18 protein-coding genes are annotated in these 19326 nt (G+C 56.1%); 14 read left to right on the top strand and 4 right to left on the bottom strand.

The features are described 5' to 3' along the window. Positions 1-4: 4 nt before the first annotated feature. From serC to ACT3UM_RS11370, 3 genes are all read right to left on the bottom strand, one after another. Positions 5-1108 (bottom strand): 3-phosphoserine/phosphohydroxythreonine transaminase, encoded by a 1104-nt coding sequence (gene serC / locus ACT3UM_RS11380; RefSeq protein ID WP_498898855.1) that lies wholly within the window; start codon positions 1106-1108, stop codon positions 5-7. After that, on the bottom strand, positions 1092-3830 hold the full coding sequence (gene gyrA / locus ACT3UM_RS11375) for a DNA gyrase subunit A (RefSeq protein WP_498898853.1): 2739 nt from the start codon (positions 3828-3830) through the stop codon (positions 1092-1094). Before gyrA ends, serC begins: the two co-directional genes overlap by 17 nt. Before the next feature lie 152 nt (positions 3831-3982). After that, a complete protein-coding gene (locus ACT3UM_RS11370) occupies positions 3983-4417 on the bottom strand; it encodes an acyl-CoA thioesterase (RefSeq protein WP_498898852.1) in 435 nt (144 codons plus the stop codon). Between the two features lie 143 nt (positions 4418-4560). On the opposite strand from ACT3UM_RS11370, the gene ACT3UM_RS11365 reads away from it, so the two are divergent. The 11 genes from ACT3UM_RS11365 (at position 4561) to nth (ending at position 15378) form a co-directional block, all read left to right on the top strand. Then, positions 4561-5490: a recombination-associated protein RdgC gene (locus ACT3UM_RS11365; protein WP_498898850.1), complete on the top strand. Its 930-nt coding sequence runs from the start codon at positions 4561-4563 to the stop codon at positions 5488-5490. Positions 5491-5571: 81 nt separating this feature from the next. Further along, positions 5572-6753 (top strand): 1-acyl-sn-glycerol-3-phosphate acyltransferase, encoded by a 1182-nt coding sequence (locus ACT3UM_RS11360; RefSeq protein ID WP_498898848.1) that lies wholly within the window; start codon positions 5572-5574, stop codon positions 6751-6753. A 127-nt stretch (positions 6754-6880) separates the two neighbouring features. After that, on the top strand, positions 6881-7162 hold the full coding sequence (locus ACT3UM_RS11355) for a hypothetical protein (RefSeq protein ID WP_035579049.1): 282 nt from the start codon (positions 6881-6883) through the stop codon (positions 7160-7162). Between the two features lie 102 nt (positions 7163-7264). Beyond that, positions 7265-9301, top strand: a complete 2037-nt coding sequence (metG, locus tag ACT3UM_RS11350; RefSeq protein ID WP_498898846.1) for a methionine--tRNA ligase — start codon at positions 7265-7267, stop codon at positions 9299-9301. Positions 9302-9413: 112 nt separating this feature from the next. Beyond that, positions 9414-9995: an electron transport complex subunit RsxA gene (rsxA, locus tag ACT3UM_RS11345; RefSeq protein WP_498898844.1), complete on the top strand. Its 582-nt coding sequence runs from the start codon at positions 9414-9416 to the stop codon at positions 9993-9995. A gap of 12 nt (positions 9996-10007) precedes the next feature. Next, a complete protein-coding gene (gene rsxB, locus ACT3UM_RS11340; protein ID WP_498898842.1) occupies positions 10008-10604 on the top strand; it encodes an electron transport complex subunit RsxB in 597 nt (198 codons plus the stop codon). After that, the gene (gene rsxC / locus ACT3UM_RS11335; protein WP_498898840.1) at positions 10604-12259 is read left to right on the top strand and encodes an electron transport complex subunit RsxC; all 1656 of its coding nucleotides are present in this window, start codon (positions 10604-10606) and stop codon (positions 12257-12259) included. The genes rsxB and rsxC overlap by 1 nt, the downstream gene beginning before the upstream one ends. Then, on the top strand, positions 12256-13350 hold the full coding sequence (locus ACT3UM_RS11330) for an RnfABCDGE type electron transport complex subunit D (protein WP_498898838.1): 1095 nt from the start codon (positions 12256-12258) through the stop codon (positions 13348-13350). The genes rsxC and ACT3UM_RS11330 overlap by 4 nt, the downstream gene beginning before the upstream one ends. Beyond that, the gene (gene rsxG / locus ACT3UM_RS11325; protein WP_498898836.1) at positions 13347-13997 is read left to right on the top strand and encodes an electron transport complex subunit RsxG; all 651 of its coding nucleotides are present in this window, start codon (positions 13347-13349) and stop codon (positions 13995-13997) included. Before ACT3UM_RS11330 ends, rsxG begins: the two co-directional genes overlap by 4 nt. Beyond that, entirely contained in the window at positions 13994-14695 is a 702-nt protein-coding gene (locus ACT3UM_RS11320; protein ID WP_498898834.1) for an electron transport complex subunit E, read from the top strand. Before rsxG ends, ACT3UM_RS11320 begins: the two co-directional genes overlap by 4 nt. Before the next feature lie 44 nt (positions 14696-14739). Further along, positions 14740-15378 carry an endonuclease III gene (nth, locus tag ACT3UM_RS11315; RefSeq protein ID WP_498898832.1) on the top strand — a complete coding sequence of 213 codons (639 nt, stop codon included), beginning with the start codon at positions 14740-14742 and terminating at the stop codon, positions 15376-15378. A 21-nt stretch (positions 15379-15399) separates the two neighbouring features. Here the strand turns inward: nth and ACT3UM_RS11310 are convergent, their stop codons facing one another. Further along, on the bottom strand, positions 15400-16473 hold the full coding sequence (locus ACT3UM_RS11310; RefSeq protein ID WP_498898830.1) for a tRNA-queuosine alpha-mannosyltransferase domain-containing protein: 1074 nt from the start codon (positions 16471-16473) through the stop codon (positions 15400-15402). Positions 16474-16685: 212 nt separating this feature from the next. On the opposite strand from ACT3UM_RS11310, the gene ACT3UM_RS11305 reads away from it, so the two are divergent. From ACT3UM_RS11305 to ACT3UM_RS11295, 3 genes are read left to right on the top strand one after another with little or no spacing between them, the layout of a single operon-like run. Next, complete coding sequence (locus ACT3UM_RS11305) at positions 16686-17060, top strand: response regulator transcription factor (RefSeq protein ID WP_088701583.1); 375 nt, start codon at positions 16686-16688, stop codon at positions 17058-17060. Beyond that, the gene (locus tag ACT3UM_RS11300) at positions 17057-19117 is read left to right on the top strand and encodes a 3'-5' exonuclease (protein ID WP_498898828.1); all 2061 of its coding nucleotides are present in this window, start codon (positions 17057-17059) and stop codon (positions 19115-19117) included. Before ACT3UM_RS11305 ends, ACT3UM_RS11300 begins: the two co-directional genes overlap by 4 nt. Then, on the top strand, positions 19117-19326 hold the full coding sequence (locus tag ACT3UM_RS11295) for a hypothetical protein (protein ID WP_498898826.1): 210 nt from the start codon (positions 19117-19119) through the stop codon (positions 19324-19326). The genes ACT3UM_RS11300 and ACT3UM_RS11295 overlap by 1 nt, the downstream gene beginning before the upstream one ends.

Below are 19326 nucleotides of genomic sequence, written 5' to 3'. Positions count from 1 at the left end.
GTGGTTAGCCTCTTGTTTTCTCGAAATCAGCCATAAATGCAATTAAGGCATCTACCGCAGACTCAGGCACCGCGTTATATAGGCTGGCACGCATACCGCCCACGCTTCGGTGGCCTTTTAAGTTAAGCAGCCCCGCCGCATTGGCTTGTTGTAAGAACGCCTTATCCAGCGCCGCATCGGCTAAGACAAAAGGCACGTTCATCCGCGAGCGGTTATGTTTGGCAATCGGGTTGCTATACAACTCGCTGGCATCAATCGCTGCATAGAGCTTATCGGCTTTACGCTGGTTAATAGTATCCATTGCCGCCAGCCCACCGATATCGTCTTTCAGCCACTGGAAGACCAGGCCGGCCAAATACCAGGCGTAAGTAGGCGGCGTATTCACCATCGAGCCTGCGTCTGCCAGCATTTGATAATCAAACAGCGAAGGTATATTAGCCTGAGCTTTACCTAACAGGTCGTCACGCACGACCACCAGCGTTAACCCGGCGGGGCCAATGTTTTTCTGTGCCCCAGCGTAGATCACCCCAAATTCGCTAACGTCGATGGGCCCAGAAAGGATATTTGACGACATATCGCAGACCAGCGGCACATTAGCACCGTCGGACCGCTGCACATGGGGCGTATAGTCAAACTCCAGACCACCAATTGTTTCGTTAGAGGTGTAGTGCAAATAGGCAGCATCAGCACTTACCTGCAGCGCATCTCGCGCTGGCACCGCCGTATGGCCGTTGGACTCACTACTGGCTGCCACATGACAACCGAAACCCAGGTGCTTGGCCTCAGCAAGTGCCTTCTTGCCCCAGATGCCGGTCTGGATAAAGTTACCGCTACCGCCCTGACCCAATAGATTCATCGGTAGCATGGCAAACTGCATGCTGGCACCGCCCTGCAAGAACAGCACTTTATAATTATCCGGCACGCCTAAAAGCTGACGAAGATCAGCTTCAGCGCGCTCAGCAATGGCGATAAATTCATCGCTGCGGTGGCTCATTTCCATCACGGAAAGGCCGCGCCCCTGGTAGTCCAGCAGCTCTTCCCGGGCACGTTCCAGCACAGCGACTGGCAGGGCCGCTGGCCCTGCGCAGAAATTATAGTGACGTGTCATCGGTCCCCGTTTCCTCTCCGTCATCGGATGATTCGCTCGGCTGGGTATCAAGGCTACCTTCTTCAAGATCAGTGCCTTCAAGAGCAGTGAGTTCATCGCTCTCTTCGGGTTCGTCAACGCGAACCGTCTTGACCAGCTTCTCTTCTTTGCCGAGACGAATCAGCATCACACCCTGGGTATTACGCGAGGTGGTAGAGACCTCTTCCACGCGGGTGCGCACCAGCGTGCCACGGTCGGTGATCAGCATCATTTCATCGCTGTCATAGACCTGCATCGCCGCCACCAGCGAACCATTGCGCTCGCTGGTTTGCATGGCGATAACACCCTGGCCACCACGGCCACGCAGCGGGAACTCTTCCAAGCGAGTGCGTTTGCCGTAACCATTTTCACTGGCGGTCATAATGTAGATTTGACCATCGGTGGTTTCGGCCATAACGCCCTCTTGGGCGCCATCCTGCGTTTCCTCTTCGGCATCTGCTTCAGCGTCAATCTGCTGACTTTTGGGAATAATCAAGCTGATGACTTCCGCGTCGCCTGCCAAACGCATACCACGCACGCCGCGGGCAGTACGACCCATGGCGCGGGCTTTGCCCTCTTCAAAGCGGATCGCTTTGCCGTTAGACGACAGCAGCATAGCGTGATCGTTACCGGTGGTAATCGCCGCGCCGACTAAGCGGTCACCCTCTTCCAAGTCAATCGCAATCAAACCAACACTACGTGGGCGCGAGAACTGCTCAAGGCTAGTGCGCTTGACGGTGCCTTTGGCCGTGGCAAAGAAGATGTAGTTATCGGGGTTGTAGTCGCGCACCGGTAAGATGGCGTTAACCGCCTCTCCCTCTTCCAGCGGCAGCATATTCACTAGCGGCTTGCCGCGAGAGCCGCGGCTGGCGTTGGGCATTTCGTAGACTTTCAACCAGTACACTTTGCCGCGGTTGGAGAACAGCAACACGGTGTCATGCGTCGAGGCCACCAGCAGGTGCTCAATCACATCTTCGTCTTTCATTGCGGTGGCAGACTTACCGCGACCACCACGGCGCTGGGCTTGATAATCCGACAGCGGTTGGGTCTTGGCGTAGCCAGAGCGGGACACGGTGACCACCATATCTTCTTCGGCGATCAAATCTTCAATGGAGAGATCCAGGTGACTGGCCTGAATTTCCGTACGACGGTCATCGCCAAACTGATCACGCACCGCGTGCAGCTCTTCACGAATCACTTCCATCAAGCGATCGGCTGAAGCCAGAATTTCAGTGAGCTCGGCAATTTTCTCAAGAATATTTAAGTATTCATCGAGCAGCTTCTCGGTTTCAAGACCTGTCAAGCGGTGCAGGCGCAGCTCAAGAATCGCTTGCGCCTGGGCAGGCGAAAGCCGATAAGAAGTGGCCGCAGTATTTAAACCAAAGCCCTCTTCCAGCTCTTCTGGTTTACACGATGTGGCGCCAGCCCGCTCCAGCATGGCGGTTACCTGGCCGGGCTGCCATGTCTTGGCGAGCAGCTTTTCGCGCGCTTCTGCCGCATTCGGCGAGGCTTTGATCAGCTCAATCACTTGGTCGATATTGGAAATAGCAACGGCCAAGCCTTCCAACAGATGGCCACGCTCACGGGCTTTTTTCAGCTCATACAGCGTGCGCCGGGTCACCACTTCGCGGCGGTGGCGAATAAAGGCTTCCAGCATCTCTTTCAGGTTGAGCGTGCGCGGCTGGCCGTTTTCCAGCGCCACCATGTTAATCCCGAACACATTTTGCAGCTGCGTTTGAGCAAACAGGTTATTGACCACGACGTCGCCGGACTCGCCGCGCTTAACTTCAATCACCACGCGCAGACCATCTTTATCCGACTCATCGCGCAATTCGGCGATGCCTTCAATCTTCTTCTCTTTCACCAGCTCGGCAATCTTCTCAATCAACCGCGCTTTGTTCACCTGATACGGCAGCTCACTAATAATGATGTGATCGCGACCGGTTTTATCATGGTGCTCAATGGTATGGCAGGCACGTACATAAATACGCCCGCGACCGGTGCGATAGGCTGACAAAATGCCCGCGCGGCCATTGATAATCGCCCCGGTGGGGAAATCAGGGCCGGGGATGTACTCCATTAAGTCATCCACCGACAGCGTGTAGTCGTCGATCAACGCTAAGCAGCCATCAATCACTTCACGCATATTGTGCGGTGGAATATTGGTCGCCATACCGACCGCGATACCCGATGAGCCGTTGATCAGCAAATTGGGCGTTTTGGTAGGTAAAACAGCGGGGATACGTTCGGTCCCGTCGTAGTTATCCACCCAATCGACGGTGTCTTTCTCAAGGTCGGCGAGCAGTTCGTGGGCGAGGCGCGACATGCGTACCTCGGTGTAACGCATAGCAGCTGCGTTATCCCCATCAATCGAACCGAAATTACCCTGGCCGTCGACCAGCACATGGCGCATCGAAAAGTGCTGCGCCATACGTACGATGGTGTCGTATACCGCGCTATCACCGTGCGGATGGTATTTACCGATGACATCGCCGACGACACGCGCCGACTTCTTGTACGGTTTATTCCAATCATTACCCAGTTCATGCATGGCAAACAGCACACGCCGGTGAACCGGTTTAAGGCCATCCCGCACATCGGGAAGCGCGCGGCCGATAATGACGCTCATCGCATAGTCGAGATACGACTGTTTAAGCTCGTCTTCAATATTGACGGGCAAGATTTCTCTGGCGATGTCACCCATGAAAGTCAGATCCTTTGCACTGCATTGGCACTGCGAGAGTTGAAAGCGCTTAAAAACACCGCCCTAAAAACACAATAGGACGGCGCGCAAATACTCTGCCATCATACCACTGCAAAAGCATCAAGGGCAGCCAGGGAGCTCAGCAAAGCCGTTTAGGGGCTAAATGCCTCTTTTGGCAAGGTTAACGCGGCTAACGCCTCACGCAGCTCTCCCTCAATGGCAGCGGCCTTATTGGCACGTATATCAAGCAGCACGAAGGTTAAATCCGCACGGGCGATAACGGTGCCATCTTGACGCACGATACGGTGGTGACACACGCCACTGCGTTCACCTATATCAACGATCCCGGTCATAATCTCCAGGTCGTCGCCGTGCCCCGCTGCCGCCAAATAATCAATATTCAAGTTGACGACGACAAACGCCCGTCCGGCCTGATGGAGCTCTTTGATCATTGCAGGATGCTGATCAAAGAAATCCCAGCGCCCCTCCTCCATAAACTCAAGATAGCGGGCGTTATTGACATGGCCGTAGCCATCTAGGTGAAAACCGCGAACACGTAATTGAACTCGTGAAAGTGATGCAGTCATAACAGTTCCTTCTTTATGAATTAGTCAACGATCCAATCAAACATAAGTTTGAAACGCGTGCAACAGAGACGATTGGCGGCCGCCGCTGGTAGGAATGCCCCGCTTTCGCCATAATGTGCCACATTTTAAACAGGATTGGCTCCATGTGGTTTAAGCACTTGCATTTATACCGCCTACACGACGCGCCGGAATTATCCATTGATGCGCTGGCTAGCGCCTTAGACGAGCACTCCGCTAAACCACTGGGCAACGCCGATGCGCGTCGCCTTGGCTGGACAGCACCTGCCGGGCGTTTGGGCGCAGGCCAGCTGGTGCACGAAATCCAAGGGCACCGGCTGCTTTCAGCCCTGCGCCAAGAACGCTTACTACCTGCTTCTGTGGTCAAAGAAGAAGTTGATGAACAGGTCGCCGACATTGAGGCCAGCGAAGGTCGTAAAGTAACCCGCAAAGAAAAAACCGCGCTAAAAGAGCAGGTCACCGAGAATTTACTGCCCCGCGCCTTCGTGCGCAGCCAGAAAATTGATCTCTGGTGGGACACCCGCGGCGAGATGATTGGCATCAATGCCAGCTCGCGCACCCGCGCCGAAGACATCCTGGATTTGCTGCGCGAAACCCTGGGCAGCTTAAAAGTCACCCCGTTAAGCTCCCAAACGCTGCCTATCCGCGCCATGACCACCTGGCTAGGCGATACGACTAGCCGGCCTGCCGATCTGCAGCTGGGTGATCAGGTTGAGCTTAAAGCCAAAGGTGATGACGGCGTGCTGCGTGCTCGCCAGGTCGATCTAGACAGCGATGAAATTCAGCAGCTGCTGGAGAGTGGCCGCCAAGCCAGTAAACTCGCCATTAGCCTGGAAGGCCGGTTAAGCTTTGTATTACACGATGATTTGGCGCTGAAATCGTTACGCTTTGGCGATGCCTTGATTGAAGAAGCCGACCATGCTGACGATGGCGATGATGCGCTTGCTCGCCTGGAAACAGACTTTATTTTAATGGCGCAGGCGCTATCCACGGATATTCCCCGCTTGATAGAGTGGCTCGGCGGCGAGACGCAGCGGGAACCCGCGGCGCAGTAATTGGTTCTATATACCTTCGCCTCGATGCCATTAATCGATACCTATTTCTAATCACACATGGTTTATCATCCAACGGTTCGCATGACTGATCACAATAACGCTACCACCGCCGCTACCGAGACAGACCCGTGGGCCGATATTCGGCCCTTTATGGATCATGAAGTGGCCGACGTGCTTGCCAGGCTCTCACGGGACAACGAGCTGCTAGATGCGCTGACCCGCTTTCGGCTGCCGCGTATGGCACGCTGGGCGCCATCACTGGCGCGTGTTTTTGCCAGCCGCGCCGTGCGCCGTGAAGTAAAAGGCGTCTCGTCGGTTTACGAGTTTCAAATGCGCATTGCCCACTACATGGAGCGCATGATTCGTACCACCACAGACGCCTTTGAAGTGACTGGCTTAGACAAACTCGACCCCGACGGCGCCTATCTCTTTATTGGCAATCACCGCGATATCTCGCTGGATCCCGCGTTCGTCAACTATGCGCTGTATCAGGCAAGTCGCGGCACCGTGCGTATCGCTATTGGGGACAACTTGCTCAAAAAGCCTTACGTCACCGACCTGATGCGGCTTAACAAGAGCTTTATTGTGCCGCGCAGCGCTCGCGGTAAGCGCGCGATGCTGGCAGCGTACCAGCAACTTTCCGCTTATATTCGCCATACCATTACCGAAGACCAGCACTCTATCTGGATGGCCCAGCGCGAAGGACGTGCCAAAAACGGCATCGATCACACTGAGCCAGCGATCATTAAAATGTTGACGATGGCCAGACGTAACGCTGAGCGCGATATGATATTTGGCGAGGCCATTGCGGAACTGAAACTGGTACCGGTATCGATTAGCTACGAGTACGACCCCTGCGACGTGCAAAAAGCCCAGGAACTGCACGATATCGATACCCAAGGCAGCTACGCTAAAAGTGAGTTTGAAGATATTCGCTCGATTGTGGCGGGCATTACCGGCTCCAAAGGCCGCGTGCGGCTACATTTTGGCACGCCGGTAGGGTCTGACGTGGCAACCCCTGACGAAGTCGCGGCTGAGATTGATCGCCAAGTGATTGGTGGCTACCGCCTGTTCCCCAGTCACTATTTAGCTTTAGAGGCGTTGGGCGAAGCGCCTGAACTAGTGGCTCGTAAAGCGATCACTCGACAAGATCGAGAGCGTTTTAAGGCTCGGCTTGCCGAAGTACCTGAGCCTCTGCGTCCCTACTGGCTTGCCCAGTACGCGAATCCCGTTAAACACAAGGCCGGTCGATTGACGCTGTAAACCTGCGCTTTAATTTAGCTTTTTAAAGCCGTGCAACGCATGCCCGTTGGCGCAAAAAATGCTATGGTCAAGGCATTGATTGGTTTCGCTTGGCGCTGTCGTCAATTGCGACCCTGAGGAGATTCCCATGTCCGGTTCAGAAATTCAGAAAACACGTGTCATCAATGAGCTACGTGGTTTTATTCGCAAACTGCTGCAAGATCCAAAAATTCTCGAGCAGTCCCTGGCGGTTGCCAGGCAGCAGTTAACAGAAGGTAATAGCCCAGCAGCAATGGCCAGGATTGCCAACGAAATTTCCGATACCACCAGTGTGCACATCCCGGAAGACCCAGCCGAGCACTCTGAGGCAGATAAACTCTTTTTAGAACTACTGCGCGAAGTCGTTCAAGAGGAGCAAGCACTCTACTAGTCATTATCGCCAACCGCGTCAGCGGCGAAGTCTTTTGAAACTTCGCCGTGTGTTTGTTATTGCCGAACCGGCACCCCTATTCACTCGGAATTAATCTTCACCATGTCTACTACCGCCACGCGCAACATTTTGGTGACTAGCGCGCTCCCTTATGCCAACGGAGCTATTCACCTCGGTCACTTGCTTGAGTATATCCAGACTGATATCTGGGTGCGTTTCCAGAAAAGCCGTGGCCAACAGTGCTACTACGTGTGTGCCGATGACGCCCATGGCACCGCCATTATGCTGCGTGCCGAGCAGGAAGGGATTACCTCTGAAGCGCTCATTGAGCGGGTATCCAACGACCACCAAACAGATTTTTCCCGTTTTGGCGTCGGTTTCGACAACTATCACTCCACCCACTCCGCTGAAAACCGCCACTTCAGCGAAATGATTTATAAGCGCCTACGTGATAAAGGCCATATCGCCACCCGCGATATCGAGCAGATGTTCGACCCGCAAAAAGGTCTATTTCTGGCGGATCGCTTTATTAAAGGCACCTGCCCCAAGTGCGGCGCCGATGACCAGTATGGCGATAACTGTGAAAAGTGTGGTGCTACCTACACCCCCGCCGACTTGATCAACCCGGTTTCAGCAATTTCAGGCGCCACCCCCGAAGTACGCACCTCGACCCACTACTTCTTCAAGCTGCCCGATTTTGCCGACTTCTTACAGCGCTGGATTGACGACGGCCATGTGCAGCCGCAGATCCGCAATAAGTTGATGGAGTGGTTTGAGTCCGGCTTTAACGAGTGGGATATCTCCCGCGATGCGCCTTATTTCGGCTTCGAAATTCCCGACGCCCCCGGCAAGTACTTCTATGTCTGGCTGGATGCGCCGATTGGCTATTTGGCCAGTTTCAAGAATCTATGCGACCGGGAAGACCTCGACTTCGACAGCTACTGGAACAAAGACTCCGATGCCGAGGTATATCACTTTATCGGCAAGGACATCGTCTACTTCCACGCGCTGTTCTGGCCCGCCATGCTGCATGGCGCAGACCTGCGCACCCCCACCGCGGTCAACTGCCACGGCTTCCTGACGGTAGACGGCGCCAAGATGTCGAAATCCCGCGGCACCTTTATTAAAGCCGCCACCTACGCCGATCACCTGAATCCAGAATACTTGCGCTACTATTTTGCCGCCAAACTCACTTCCAAAGTCGATGACCTAGATCTGAATTTGGAAGATTTTGCCGCGCGGGTTAACTCTGACCTGGTCGGCAAAGTGGTCAATATTGCCAGCCGCTGCGCCGGGTTTGTTAAAAAGCTCGGTGGTGGAAATCTATCCAGCCACTGCGCTGAGCCACAGATGGTGGCACGTTTTATAGCCGCCGGTGACGATATCGCCGACGACTTTGAAGCCCGTGAATTTAGCCGCGCAATGCGCAAAATTATGGAGCTGGCGGACGAAGCCAACACCTACATTGCCGATAAAGAGCCCTGGGCACTGGCCAAGCAGGATGGCCGCGATGCTGAAGTCCTAGACATATGCTCGGTCGGCATTAACCTGTTCCGCCAGTTGATGGTCTATCTAGCGCCCGTGGTACCCGCCATGGCCGAACAAGCACGAGAGTTTCTTAACGTTGAGTCGCTGGATTGGCACACTCGTCACAGCGTGCTCACCGATCATTCGATCAACAAGTTCAAGCCGCTGATGACCCGGGTTGAACGCGACAAAATCGATGCCATGATTGAAGCGTCGAAGGAAGATCTCGTGGAAGAGCAAAAATTGAAAGAAGCGCCCAAAGGCCCGCTGGCGGAAGCCCCTATCGCTGAGGAAATCGACTTCGCCGCCTTTGCCAAAGTCGACCTGCGCATTGCGCGCATCGCCAAAGCCGAGTACGTCGAAGGCGCCGACAAACTGCTGCAATTGACCCTCGACCTGGGTGGTGAAACCCGCAACGTCTTCTCCGGCATTCGCTCCGCCTACGCCCCGGAAGCCCTGGAAGGCCGTTTAACGGTCATGGTCGCCAACCTGGCACCGCGCAAAATGCGCTTTGGCGTATCGGAAGGCATGGTGTTAGCCTCTGCCAATGAAGAAGGTATCTATTTGCTTTCCCCCGACACCGGTGCAGAGCCGGGCCAGCGGGTAACCTAATTAACGCTATCTGTTTCAAGGGCAGAGTCGTCAAGGCTCTGTCCTCATTACTGTCACTGTTCAGATTCAGGCGCCTAGCTAAAATCTCTATTTCTTCGCACAATACGCCGCCATGAGTGAGCTATTTGTCATTTTGATCAGCACAGCGCTGGTCAACAACTTCGTGCTGGTTCAGTTTCTGGGCCTGTGTCCGTTTATGGGCGTCTCCAATAAACTGGAGTCGGCCATGGGCATGTCCCTGGCCACCACCTTTGTGCTGACCCTGGCGTCGGCCGCTAGCTTCGTGGTTTATCATGGCCTGCTTGTACCGCTGGACGTTACCTATTTGCGCACCATCAGCTTTATTGTGGTAATCGCCGCCGTGGTGCAGTTTACTGAAATCATGGTGCGACAATTAAGTCCGCTGCTGCACCAGGTGCTGGGCATTTTCCTGCCGCTGATCACCACCAACTGCGCGGTATTGGGCGTAGCGCTGCTATCGTTAAACCGTGAGTTAAGCTTTTTTCACACTACCCTGTATGGATTGGGCGCAGCGCTAGGCTTCTCGCTTATTTTGGTGCTGTTTGCCGCCATGCGCGAACGTTTAGCGGGGGCGGATATTCCCAAACCCTTTCAAGGCGCGGCGATAGCGATGGTCACCGCCAGCCTTATGTCGTTAGCATTTTTAGGGTTTTCAGGGTTGGTACAGGGATGAAGGCAGCGCGCGATGAATAGCAGCATTGATCTCATTGGTATCCTTAGCGCTATCGCGGTATTAACCGGCTTGGGTATCGGGTTTGGTGCCCTGCTGGGCGTGGTTAGCGAGCACTTTAAGCGCGAAGATAACCCCCTGGTTGAGCAAATCGATGCGCTGCTGCCCCAAACCCAGTGCGGCCAGTGCGGCTACCCAGGCTGCCGCCCTTACGCTGAAGCGATTAACCAGGGCGATGCGCTGAATAAGTGCCCACCCGGTGGCGAAGCAACGATTCATGCCCTTGCCGATCTGCTTGGTCGCGAACCGGAGCCTCTGGATGGTGAAGCCCAGAGCGAAGCCAAAGTGGCGTTTATTCGCGAAGCGGAGTGCATTGGCTGCACCAAGTGCATCCAAGCCTGTCCGGTCGATGCGATTATCGGCGCGGCTAAATTAATGCATACCGTGATTGAAGACGAGTGCACCGGCTGTGATCTGTGTCTTGATCCATGCCCCGTGGACTGCATTGATATGCTGCCACGCTCCACTCCGATCACCCAGTGGCAACCGGTAGTAGCGCACTCATCAAACATGATTGCCAGTGACCGCCAACCCGCTTCGGGGGTGGCTTGATGGCGAGCGCCTTTGACTTCCCGGGAGGCATTTATCCCCCCGAACGCAAACAGCGTTCCAACCAATCCGCGCTAATTGAAGCGCCACTGCCCAGCCGGGTCACTCTCCCCTTGCAGCAGCACAGCGGCCAGCCCGCCACGCCCTGTGTGTCAGCGGGAGATACGGTAAAAGTCGGCAGCGTCATTGCCAAACGTGAAGGTATGATCTCAAGCGCCCTGCACGCCAGCATTAGCGGCACGGTAAGCGAGGTTAGCACTACCCAAATCACCATTGAGGGCGATGGCCAGGATGAGTGGCAGCGGCTGCCCAGCCTCGACTGGCGCATTGCGGATACCGCAGCGTTGCTGGAGCGTTTGAATGAGAGCGGGATTGTCGGCCTAGGCGGAGCTGGGTTTCCCACCCATATTAAAGCGCGGGTGGTCGAGCAGCATGCGATTCACAACTTGGTGATTAACGCCGCCGAGTGTGAGCCCTATATCACCGCTGACGACCTCACTCTCCGCCACTACGCTAATGAGGTGCTCGAAGGCGCGCAGATCATCGCCAAAATGTGCGGCGCACAGCAGATCGTTATTGGCATCGAGGATAACAAACCCGAGGCCATTGGCGCGCTGAAACAAGCCCTAACCAACAGTCAGCCAATCCCCGTCGAGTTGACCGTAATCGCCACCCGCTACCCTAGCGGCGGCGAGCGTCAGCTGATTAAAAAACTGCTAGACCTCAACGTACCCAGCGACGGGCTGCCTGCTGATGTTGGCGTACTGTGTCACAACCCAGGCACGCTACTGGCAATACTACATGCAGTGCGCGACGGTCAGCCGCTGGTTTCCAGGGTCGTTACGCTGACTGGAGAGGCCATCACCCAGCCCGGCAATCGCTGGGTGCGTCTGGGCACATCGGTTAGAGAGCTGCTGGAGCAGGCAGGGCTGAATACCCCAGCGTTACAACAAGTGATTCAAGGTGGCCCCATGATGGGCTCGCCACTGCTAACGCTCGATACGCCGGTCACTAAGCTTACCAACTGCCTGATCGCCGCCACCCTTGAGGAGCTACCGCCGCCTCCAGCAGAATCGCCCTGCATTCGCTGCGGTGAGTGTGAAAGCGTTTGCCCGGTAGCACTGTTGCCCCAACAGCTGCACTGGTACGCCCGCGCTCAGGATGATGCCAAGCTTGAGCGCTATCACCTATTTGATTGCATTGAGTGCGGTGCCTGCAGCTACGTCTGCCCCAGCCATATTCCGCTCGTGGTGGATTACCGGGAAGCTAAAAACCGGCTACGCCTGCAGCGAATTGAGACAGCAAAAGCGGAGCACGCCAAGCACCGCTTTGAGTTTCGCCAAGCGCGGCTCGCTCGGGAGGAGGCTGAGAAGCAGGCACGCAAGCAAGCCCGCCAGGCGCAACAACGGCGCCCAACGCACACTGCCGCAGCCAGCGGAGAAAAGGTCGACTTACGTGGCCTGCGCATCGCCCATGCCGCCGCCAAAGCATCGGTCAAGAAAGCCGAAAAAACCCTGGCGCGCGTCGCTCAGGAAGACCCTAAACAATCCCTCGATGACTTAGAAATGCAGCTTGCCACCGCCCAGGAGAACTTGAAAGCAGCCGAGTTGCAGCTTTCCCAGGCGCGCGATCAGCGGTCCAGCGAGGAGTCGCCATGAGCATGATGCACGCCTCAGACGTTAAAGATGCCATGACGGCAACGTCTGTGCCGCCAACGGCGAGCTTAATGCGCTGGGTGATTGCAGCAACCCTGCCAGGCATTGCCACCATGAGCTACTTCTTTGGCCTTGGTGTTATCAGTAATGTACTGCTAGCCGCCGCTTTTGGTATTGCGCTTGAAGCCACCGTGCTGTGGCTACGCAAACGCCCCATTCGTATAGCGCTGAATGACTCAAGTGCCCTGCTTACCGGCGTTTTACTAGGCGCGTCACTGCCACCCGCTAGCCCCTGGTGGCTGATTGGGGTGGGTATGATAGCGGCGATTGTGGTCGCCAAGCAGCTATACGGCGGCTTGGGGCATAACCCGTTTAACCCCGCCATGGTGGGCTATGCACTGCTGTTAGTGTCGTTTCCTACCTACATGACGCTGTGGGCCCCGCCCCAGGAATTGCTACCTAATAGTTTATGGGCACAAATCGCTGGGACGCTGCCGACCACCCAACTAGATAGCTTAAGCGGCGCAACACCGCTAGATGCTTTTAAGCACAAAGGGGACGCCGTGCTTGCCAGCGAGTTTTGGGCGGCTAACCCACTGCCGAATGGAACCCTAACTGCCTGGCGATGGGTAGCACTTGCCTGGCTAGCAGGTGGTGTAGTGTTGTTGGCGAAGCGGATTATTAGCTGGCACATCCCGGTGGCTATGCTGGGAAGCATGGGGGTACTGGCCATCCTTTTTTATCTTAGCGACCCCAGCCATTTCGCTTCACCGCTATTTCACCTGCTTACCGGGGCAACGCTATTCGGTGCGTTCTTTATTGCCACCGACCCGGTCTCCGCCGCCACCAGCCAGCGCGGCAAACTTATTTATGGCGCGGGGATCGGCGCGCTGGTTATCATTATCCGCACCTTTGGCGGCTACCCCGATGCAGTGGCGTTTGCGGTACTATTAATGAACCTTTGCGTGCCATTGTTAGATATATATAGCGTACCGCGCCCCACTGGTCAGCCAAAAGCCACTCCAGGCAAGCCAGGAAAACCAGGAGAGCCAGGAGAGCCAGGAGAGCCAGGAGAGCCAGGAGAGCAGCCATGACCCTCTTCCAGGCCATGCAGCGGGGTGCTTTTGCGCTGGGCACCTTTGCCCTGGTCACCGCAGGCAGCGTCGCGCTTACCCGGGCGCTAACCGCCGAACGTATAGAAACGCATCAATTGGCTTACCAGCACCGTCAGCTTCAAGCAGTACTGCCCCAAGCGCTGGCGAATACACCCGTTACCCAAGTGCTGGAAAGCACCTTTACAATTCCCAATCCAGAAGCACTAGGACTTCAGAGCGATAGCCAAGGCTGGTGGCTGAGCGATCAAAACAGTAACGAGAACGAGAGCAGCGCGGTGATTTTGCCGGTGATAACACGGCAGGGCTATAACGGTGAAATCCACTTGCTGATAGGCATTGATGAGCAGCAGCGAATTAGCGGCGTGCGCGTTACCCAACATCAGGAAACGCCTGGCTTAGGTGATGACATTGAGCGCAGCCGCAGCGACTGGATCACCGAGTTTAATGGATTAAGGTTAGATAGCTTGCCGTCAGAAGGCTGGGCGGTAGCTAAAGATGGCGGTCACTTTGATGCGTTTACCGGTGCGACGATTACCCCCAGGGCTGTGATCAACGCTGTCCATCAAGCGCTTCAGTACGCAACCGATACACCACTACCGATCACCTTTGAGGAGCCCACACCATGAGCCAGTGGCGCGAACTCGTCCGAAGTGGCCTTTGGTCGAATAACCCCGCACTGGTTCAATTGCTGGGGCTCTGCCCGCTGCTGGCCGTCAGCGGCAGCGTGGTCAATGCGCTAGGCTTAGCCATCGCCACGCTGCTTGTGATGGTCGGCGCCAGCACGGCGATTTCGCTGATACGCCACCAGGTACCTAACGCGGTCCGGTTGCCCGCTTTTGTGATGGTGATTGCCGCCTTTGTTACCTGCGCCGAGCTGGTGATGGCCGCCTATGCCTACCCGCTCTACCAGGTATTGGGGATTTTTATTCCGCTGATCGTTACCAACTGCGCCATCCTGGGTCGCGCCGACGCCTTTGCCTCCCGCCAACCGGTACTCCCCGCGGCTATCGATGGCTTGATGATGGGCCTCGGTTTTGGTGCCGTGCTGGTGCTGCTTGGCGCACTACGCGAGTTGCTCGGCCAAGGCACACTATTCAGCGGTATGGCGCTACTGTTTGGGCCTAGCGCGGCCAATTGGCAGCTGACCCTTGCCGACGACTACCAGTTTCTGTTTTTTGTGCTGCCGCCGGGGGCGTTCTTTGTGGCGGGTATGTTAATCGCCCTGAAAAATGTCATCGACCAACGTAACGCTGCCCGTGCCCGACCAGCGGCAGCCACACCGCGCGCCGATCGCCGCGTGCGGGTCACCGGCACGATTAAGTAAACGGCACACGTAAACAATCGCTTGTATCCATAAAGAGACCCGCCATGAATGCCCATAAGCGTCATGAAATTTTTACTCGCCTACAGGCAGAGAACCCGCACCCCACCACCGAGCTTAATTGGAACACCCCTTTTGAGCTGCTGGCTGCCGTACTGCTTTCTGCCCAAGCTACCGATGTGGGGGTAAATAAAGCCACGGCGCGGCTCTACCCGGTCGCTAACACCCCCCAAGCGATCATTGATTTAGGTATCGATGAGCTTAAAGCGCATATCAAAACCATCGGCTTGTATAACACCAAAGCCGAAAACCTGATGAAAACCTGTCATATCCTGGTCAACCAGCACGGCGGCGAAGTGCCCAATACCCGCGAAGCCTTGGAGGCCCTGCCTGGCGTTGGCCGTAAAACCGCCAATGTGATTCTCAATACCGCCTTTGGTCAGCCCACCATGGCGGTGGATACGCATATTTTCCGGGTCTCCAACCGCACCGGCATCGCTAAAGGCAAAAATGTCGTTGAGGTGGAGCAAAAACTACTGCGCCATGTGCCAAAAGGATTTCTTCACGATGCTCACCACTGGTTGATTCTTCATGGCCGCTACACCTGCATCGCGCGCAAACCTCGCTGCGGTAGCTGTATTATCGAGGATCTGTGCGAGTTTAAAGACAAAACTGAGATTGCTTAAGGCTAACGAAAGCCCAGCCCATCAGGCTGAATCCATCAGCAATTGTCGATAAGCCCTACGCCAGACGGGCCACTCCCATGCGGAGGTATCGAGAGTTTCTGGACGGCTAGCCGGATCGGTAAGCCAGGCAGTGAGCCGGTCGTAAAGCCCTTGCCGCGTGCCGTCGTAGCGATAGGCGGGCGGATAAAGAGCGGGAAAGCAGAGCCGATCAGGCACCAGTGGCAACGCCCCGCGCTGGGCCGCTTCCATTATCGCCAAGCCTTGAAACTCATGCCAAGTGGTCGAGACCACAATGCCCGCGCTATCCAATAGTTCGCGGTACGCCTCCTCCGGCTGCGGCCCCCAAGCCACAATATGCCTGGCTAAACGCTGCTCAGCCTCGGCAAAAATAGCGGGACCTTGGCGAAAACGCTGGCCAAGCACCGCCAGCTCAAATGAGATGCCTGCTTCGCTTAACGCAAACAACACGGCAAAGAAGTCGTCCGGGTTTTTGTCATACTCCCAGCGATGGTTCCAAACAATTCGCTGCGGCATTGTTTTTTTAAAAGCCGTTTGGTGGCCAGGTTCTGAACTATCACCAATGGGCACCGGCATTACCATGGCCCGCTCGCGTAGCGCTTCAAGTGGCTTAGCTGCTGGGAGGTTTTCGGGCATTTTTTTCAGAAAGGCTCGCGCACCATCAATAAAGGAGTCGCGGTTATAGGCGCTGTTAAACACCACGCTATCCGCTGCCAGCGCCGTGTAGAGGTTAACCATCTTGGCCTCTACTTGTGGCATCTGATCGCTCGATTCAGGATAGGCAAACTGATTTTCGTGAAAGTAGACGACCTTTTTTGCTCGGCCAAGATGCGGAAACAGCCCTACCAGGGTTGCCAGATCCACCATCGAGGTCGCTAACACCACATCAAAAGACTGGCTGAGAGTGTCATGCTCTTTTAACATCCAGCTCAGTGGGTTACCGCGAATACGCCAAGCAAAATGGCGTGGCGGCAGGCTCAACAGCGTCCACGAAAACTCATCGAGCTGAGCCATCAAACTGTGTGCCCAATAGCGATGGCTCACCGCTTCGTAGGCGGATAACAGGAGTACGCGCATTGACAGCCTTAGCAAGCAGATCAGTGGGAGGCCATCAAACCATGGCAAAGAGGCGAGCAGTGTAGCAAAACGCGTAGGAGAGCTCTTTTGTAATTGCGCTTTCGTCATTGCTCCATTCTCTTACCTGCATTCGGCCAAGGTCGTCTTGGCTGAGCTGCCAGATCTATCTAGACTCCAGGCAATGTTAAAACAAATACAAGCTGGAGAGCTCCATGGCTAAAGTGCTCGTTGTCGATGACGAACCCAACATTGTTTTATCGCTGGAATTCCTAATGGAACAAGCGGGGTTTGAGGTCGTCACCGCCGAAGATGGAGAACAGGCTCTGGCAAGTGTGAATGAGAGCCAGCCCGATCTACTGCTGCTTGATATTAGCTTGCCGGGAATAAGCGGTTTTGACGTGTTGGAGCGGCTGCGTAGCGAAGCAGCCACCGCCCAACTGCCCATTATCATGCTGACTGCTCACGGGCGTGATGTAGAGCGGGAAAAAGGCATGGCGCTGGGCGCCGATGATTACATCACCAAGCCCTTCTCTACCCAGTCACTGGTGGAAAAAGTCAAAGCACTACTCAGTGAGGAGCAGCCATGACGCGAGGCGGGCTGCCCAAACGTCAGCGCCTGATTGGTCTCTGGCTGCTACTCAGCGGCATCAGTTTGCTGGGCGGAGCCATTTTTGCCGCCTGGTTGGATGCCCAGCTCGCCCCCACCGGTGTAACCCGCATCGCCCTCTGGCTAGGCAGTTTTTCCGGTGGCGCAACGATTTTTTTAGTCGGTTTGCTGCTTGAGCGCATGCTGTTTACCCCACTGCGCCATTTACAGGTGCAACTGGCGCGCTTAGTCGCTACCCCCGATGCCCGGGACGAACACCCGCCCGAGGGATGGCTAAAAGGATTGGGGCCCGACCTGCGCCGGGTACGCGAAAGCTGGCGTGAAGATCGCAGCCGTCTCGCCACCGCCCACGCTGACGGTGCGCGCAGCGCGGCGCGTATTCGTCAGGAGCTGGAAACGCTGCTGCAAGTGCTCGAAACGCCACTGCTACTGTGTGACCACCACCGCCGTCTTATGCTGTTTAATCAGGCGGCAGAGGATTTTTTTGCGGGTAATACCGGCCTAGGGCTGGGCAAGCGCCTGGAGGCGCTGCTACCGGTGGCGAGCTTACAGCAGGTGCTCAGCCAACTGCCCCACGACGGCTCCCCGAGGGAATTGTTGGCGCCCTGCGATGACCGCTGGCTCAAGGTAATCTTACGTCGCGTACCGGGTAGCGATGGCGAAACACTGCTGACCTTTAGCGACGCCACCGCCTCCTGGTCGAGTGAAATGGGCGTTAGAGCAGAACTAGCCGCCATGCTGACACCCCTGCGTCAGCATACCGCCAGCCTGACCAGCGCCGCCGATGCACTGATACAGCTGCGCGATCAAAACGATGCCAGCACGTCTGCTTTGCGCCAACGTTTTGAGCGGGTTATTCACGAAGAGGGCGTCACGCTCGGCGACAGCGTGGCTAAAATCGGCCAACTGCTCGACGATATGCAGCACCAGGGCGAGCGCTTAACCCCCATGTGGTCAAACGACTTTTGGCAGGCATTGGATGAGCGCCTCGATCCAGAGCACCGCTTGATCACTCCGGTGGGTATGCCGGCCTGGTTCAAAGGCGACGCACCGGCGCTGATAGCGCTGTTCGACTCGCTGGTCAAACACCTCAATGCCCATCTTCCTGACAGTGGCTTTGAAGGTGAGATATGCCTGGGTAACAAACGCGTCTACCTCGACCTTATTTGGCGCGGCAAAGCGATCCCCGAGCATGAATTGGCTGAATGGCGCCAGCAGCCGCTCAACTCACTGCCGTTGACGCCCAGTGTCGCTGATGTAATGCGTCAACATGCCAGCGATATCTGGAGCCTTGCCGACGAGGATGGCGTTCATTCACGCCTACGACTTCCCCTGCCCGCCATGGAGCGGGTCGGCGCTCCACGGGAGACCGCACCGCCGCGTCCAGAATTCCATGACTTTGGCATTGCCGACCTGCCCCCGCCGGATGAAGCGCTGGCCAGCCGAACGCTGCGCAGCCTGGAAATCGTCGCCTTTGATACCGAAACCACCGGGCTTGAACTGCGCCGGGGCGATACCGTGATTAGCCTTGGCGCCTGCCGCGTGGTCAACGCGCGTTTATTGGCCAGCGAGGTTTTCGATCAAAAAGTGGATCCCCTGCGTGCGATCCCACCTGCAAGCACGGCAATTCACGGCATTACCGATGCCGATGTGGTCGGTGCGCCGCCGCTGGATATTGTGCTTACCCGCTTTCGTAACTATGTCGGCGAAGCGGTACTACTGGCCCATAACGCTGCCTTTGATCTGCTCGCCATCAGCCACAAAGGGGTCGCCTTTGATATCCCCATCATCGATACCCTGCTGATTTCACGGGCACTGGACGAAGCACTCGATGGGCATGACCTGGATAGCCTTGCTCAACGCTATGATCTGGCTTTTCCGCCAGGCACCCGCCACACTGCATTAGGCGATGCCCGCGTCACCGCCGAGCTATGGCTAGCCCTGCTGCCACGCCTGGAAGCCCGTGGGGTCGATACACTTGAGCAACTGCTGGCGCTGCAAGCCAACGCCTTCGACCGACAGGATGCCAGTGCCTGATGAAACCGTTCGCAATGAAATCACGCCAAACAGAGCGCCTGGTCGCCCTGGTGGCGGTTGCCCTGCTACTCTTCTGCCCGCCGCTGATTATTGTGGTCGATCGCCTCCCCACCGTTAGCGTGGGCTGGCTCTCTCTCTATCTATTTATCGCCTGGGCCGTGGTGATCGGCTTAACCGCCTGGCTGATGGAACAGCGTGCAGGCCGCTAA

The organism is Halomonas sp. AOP13-D3-9 (assembly GCF_052379125.1).
Lineage (GTDB): Bacteria > Pseudomonadota > Gammaproteobacteria > Pseudomonadales > Halomonadaceae > Vreelandella.
This window is presented reverse-complemented; position numbering and strand designations above follow the sequence as displayed.

Bases quoted from the DNA above. Each gene is read 5' to 3' on its own strand.
- ACT3UM_RS11300 (WP_498898828.1), top strand. From the start codon at position 17,057: ATGACGCGAGGCGGGCTGCCCAAACGTCAGCGCCTGATTGGTCTCTGG.
- nth (WP_498898832.1), top strand. From the start codon at position 14,740: ATGAATGCCCATAAGCGTCATGAAATTTTTACTCGCCTACAGGCAGAG.
- serC (WP_498898855.1), bottom strand. From the start codon at position 1,108: ATGACACGTCACTATAATTTCTGCGCAGGGCCAGCGGCCCTGCCAGTC.
- ACT3UM_RS11320 (WP_498898834.1), top strand. From the start codon at position 13,994: ATGAGCCAGTGGCGCGAACTCGTCCGAAGTGGCCTTTGGTCGAATAAC.
- ACT3UM_RS11360 (WP_498898848.1), top strand. From the start codon at position 5,572: ATGACTGATCACAATAACGCTACCACCGCCGCTACCGAGACAGACCCG.
- ACT3UM_RS11365 (WP_498898850.1), top strand. From the start codon at position 4,561: ATGTGGTTTAAGCACTTGCATTTATACCGCCTACACGACGCGCCGGAA.
- rsxB (WP_498898842.1), top strand. From the start codon at position 10,008: ATGAATAGCAGCATTGATCTCATTGGTATCCTTAGCGCTATCGCGGTA.
- rsxC (WP_498898840.1), top strand. From the start codon at position 10,604: ATGGCGAGCGCCTTTGACTTCCCGGGAGGCATTTATCCCCCCGAACGC.
- ACT3UM_RS11310 (WP_498898830.1), bottom strand. From the start codon at position 16,473: ATGCGCGTACTCCTGTTATCCGCCTACGAAGCGGTGAGCCATCGCTAT.
- metG (WP_498898846.1), top strand. From the start codon at position 7,265: ATGTCTACTACCGCCACGCGCAACATTTTGGTGACTAGCGCGCTCCCT.
- rsxG (WP_498898836.1), top strand. From the start codon at position 13,347: ATGACCCTCTTCCAGGCCATGCAGCGGGGTGCTTTTGCGCTGGGCACC.
- rsxA (WP_498898844.1), top strand. From the start codon at position 9,414: ATGAGTGAGCTATTTGTCATTTTGATCAGCACAGCGCTGGTCAACAAC.
- gyrA (WP_498898853.1), bottom strand. From the start codon at position 3,830: ATGGGTGACATCGCCAGAGAAATCTTGCCCGTCAATATTGAAGACGAG.
- ACT3UM_RS11330 (WP_498898838.1), top strand. From the start codon at position 12,256: ATGAGCATGATGCACGCCTCAGACGTTAAAGATGCCATGACGGCAACG.
- ACT3UM_RS11370 (WP_498898852.1), bottom strand. From the start codon at position 4,417: ATGACTGCATCACTTTCACGAGTTCAATTACGTGTTCGCGGTTTTCAC.
- ACT3UM_RS11295 (WP_498898826.1), top strand. From the start codon at position 19,117: ATGAAACCGTTCGCAATGAAATCACGCCAAACAGAGCGCCTGGTCGCC.
- ACT3UM_RS11305 (WP_088701583.1), top strand. From the start codon at position 16,686: ATGGCTAAAGTGCTCGTTGTCGATGACGAACCCAACATTGTTTTATCG.
- ACT3UM_RS11355 (WP_035579049.1), top strand. From the start codon at position 6,881: ATGTCCGGTTCAGAAATTCAGAAAACACGTGTCATCAATGAGCTACGT.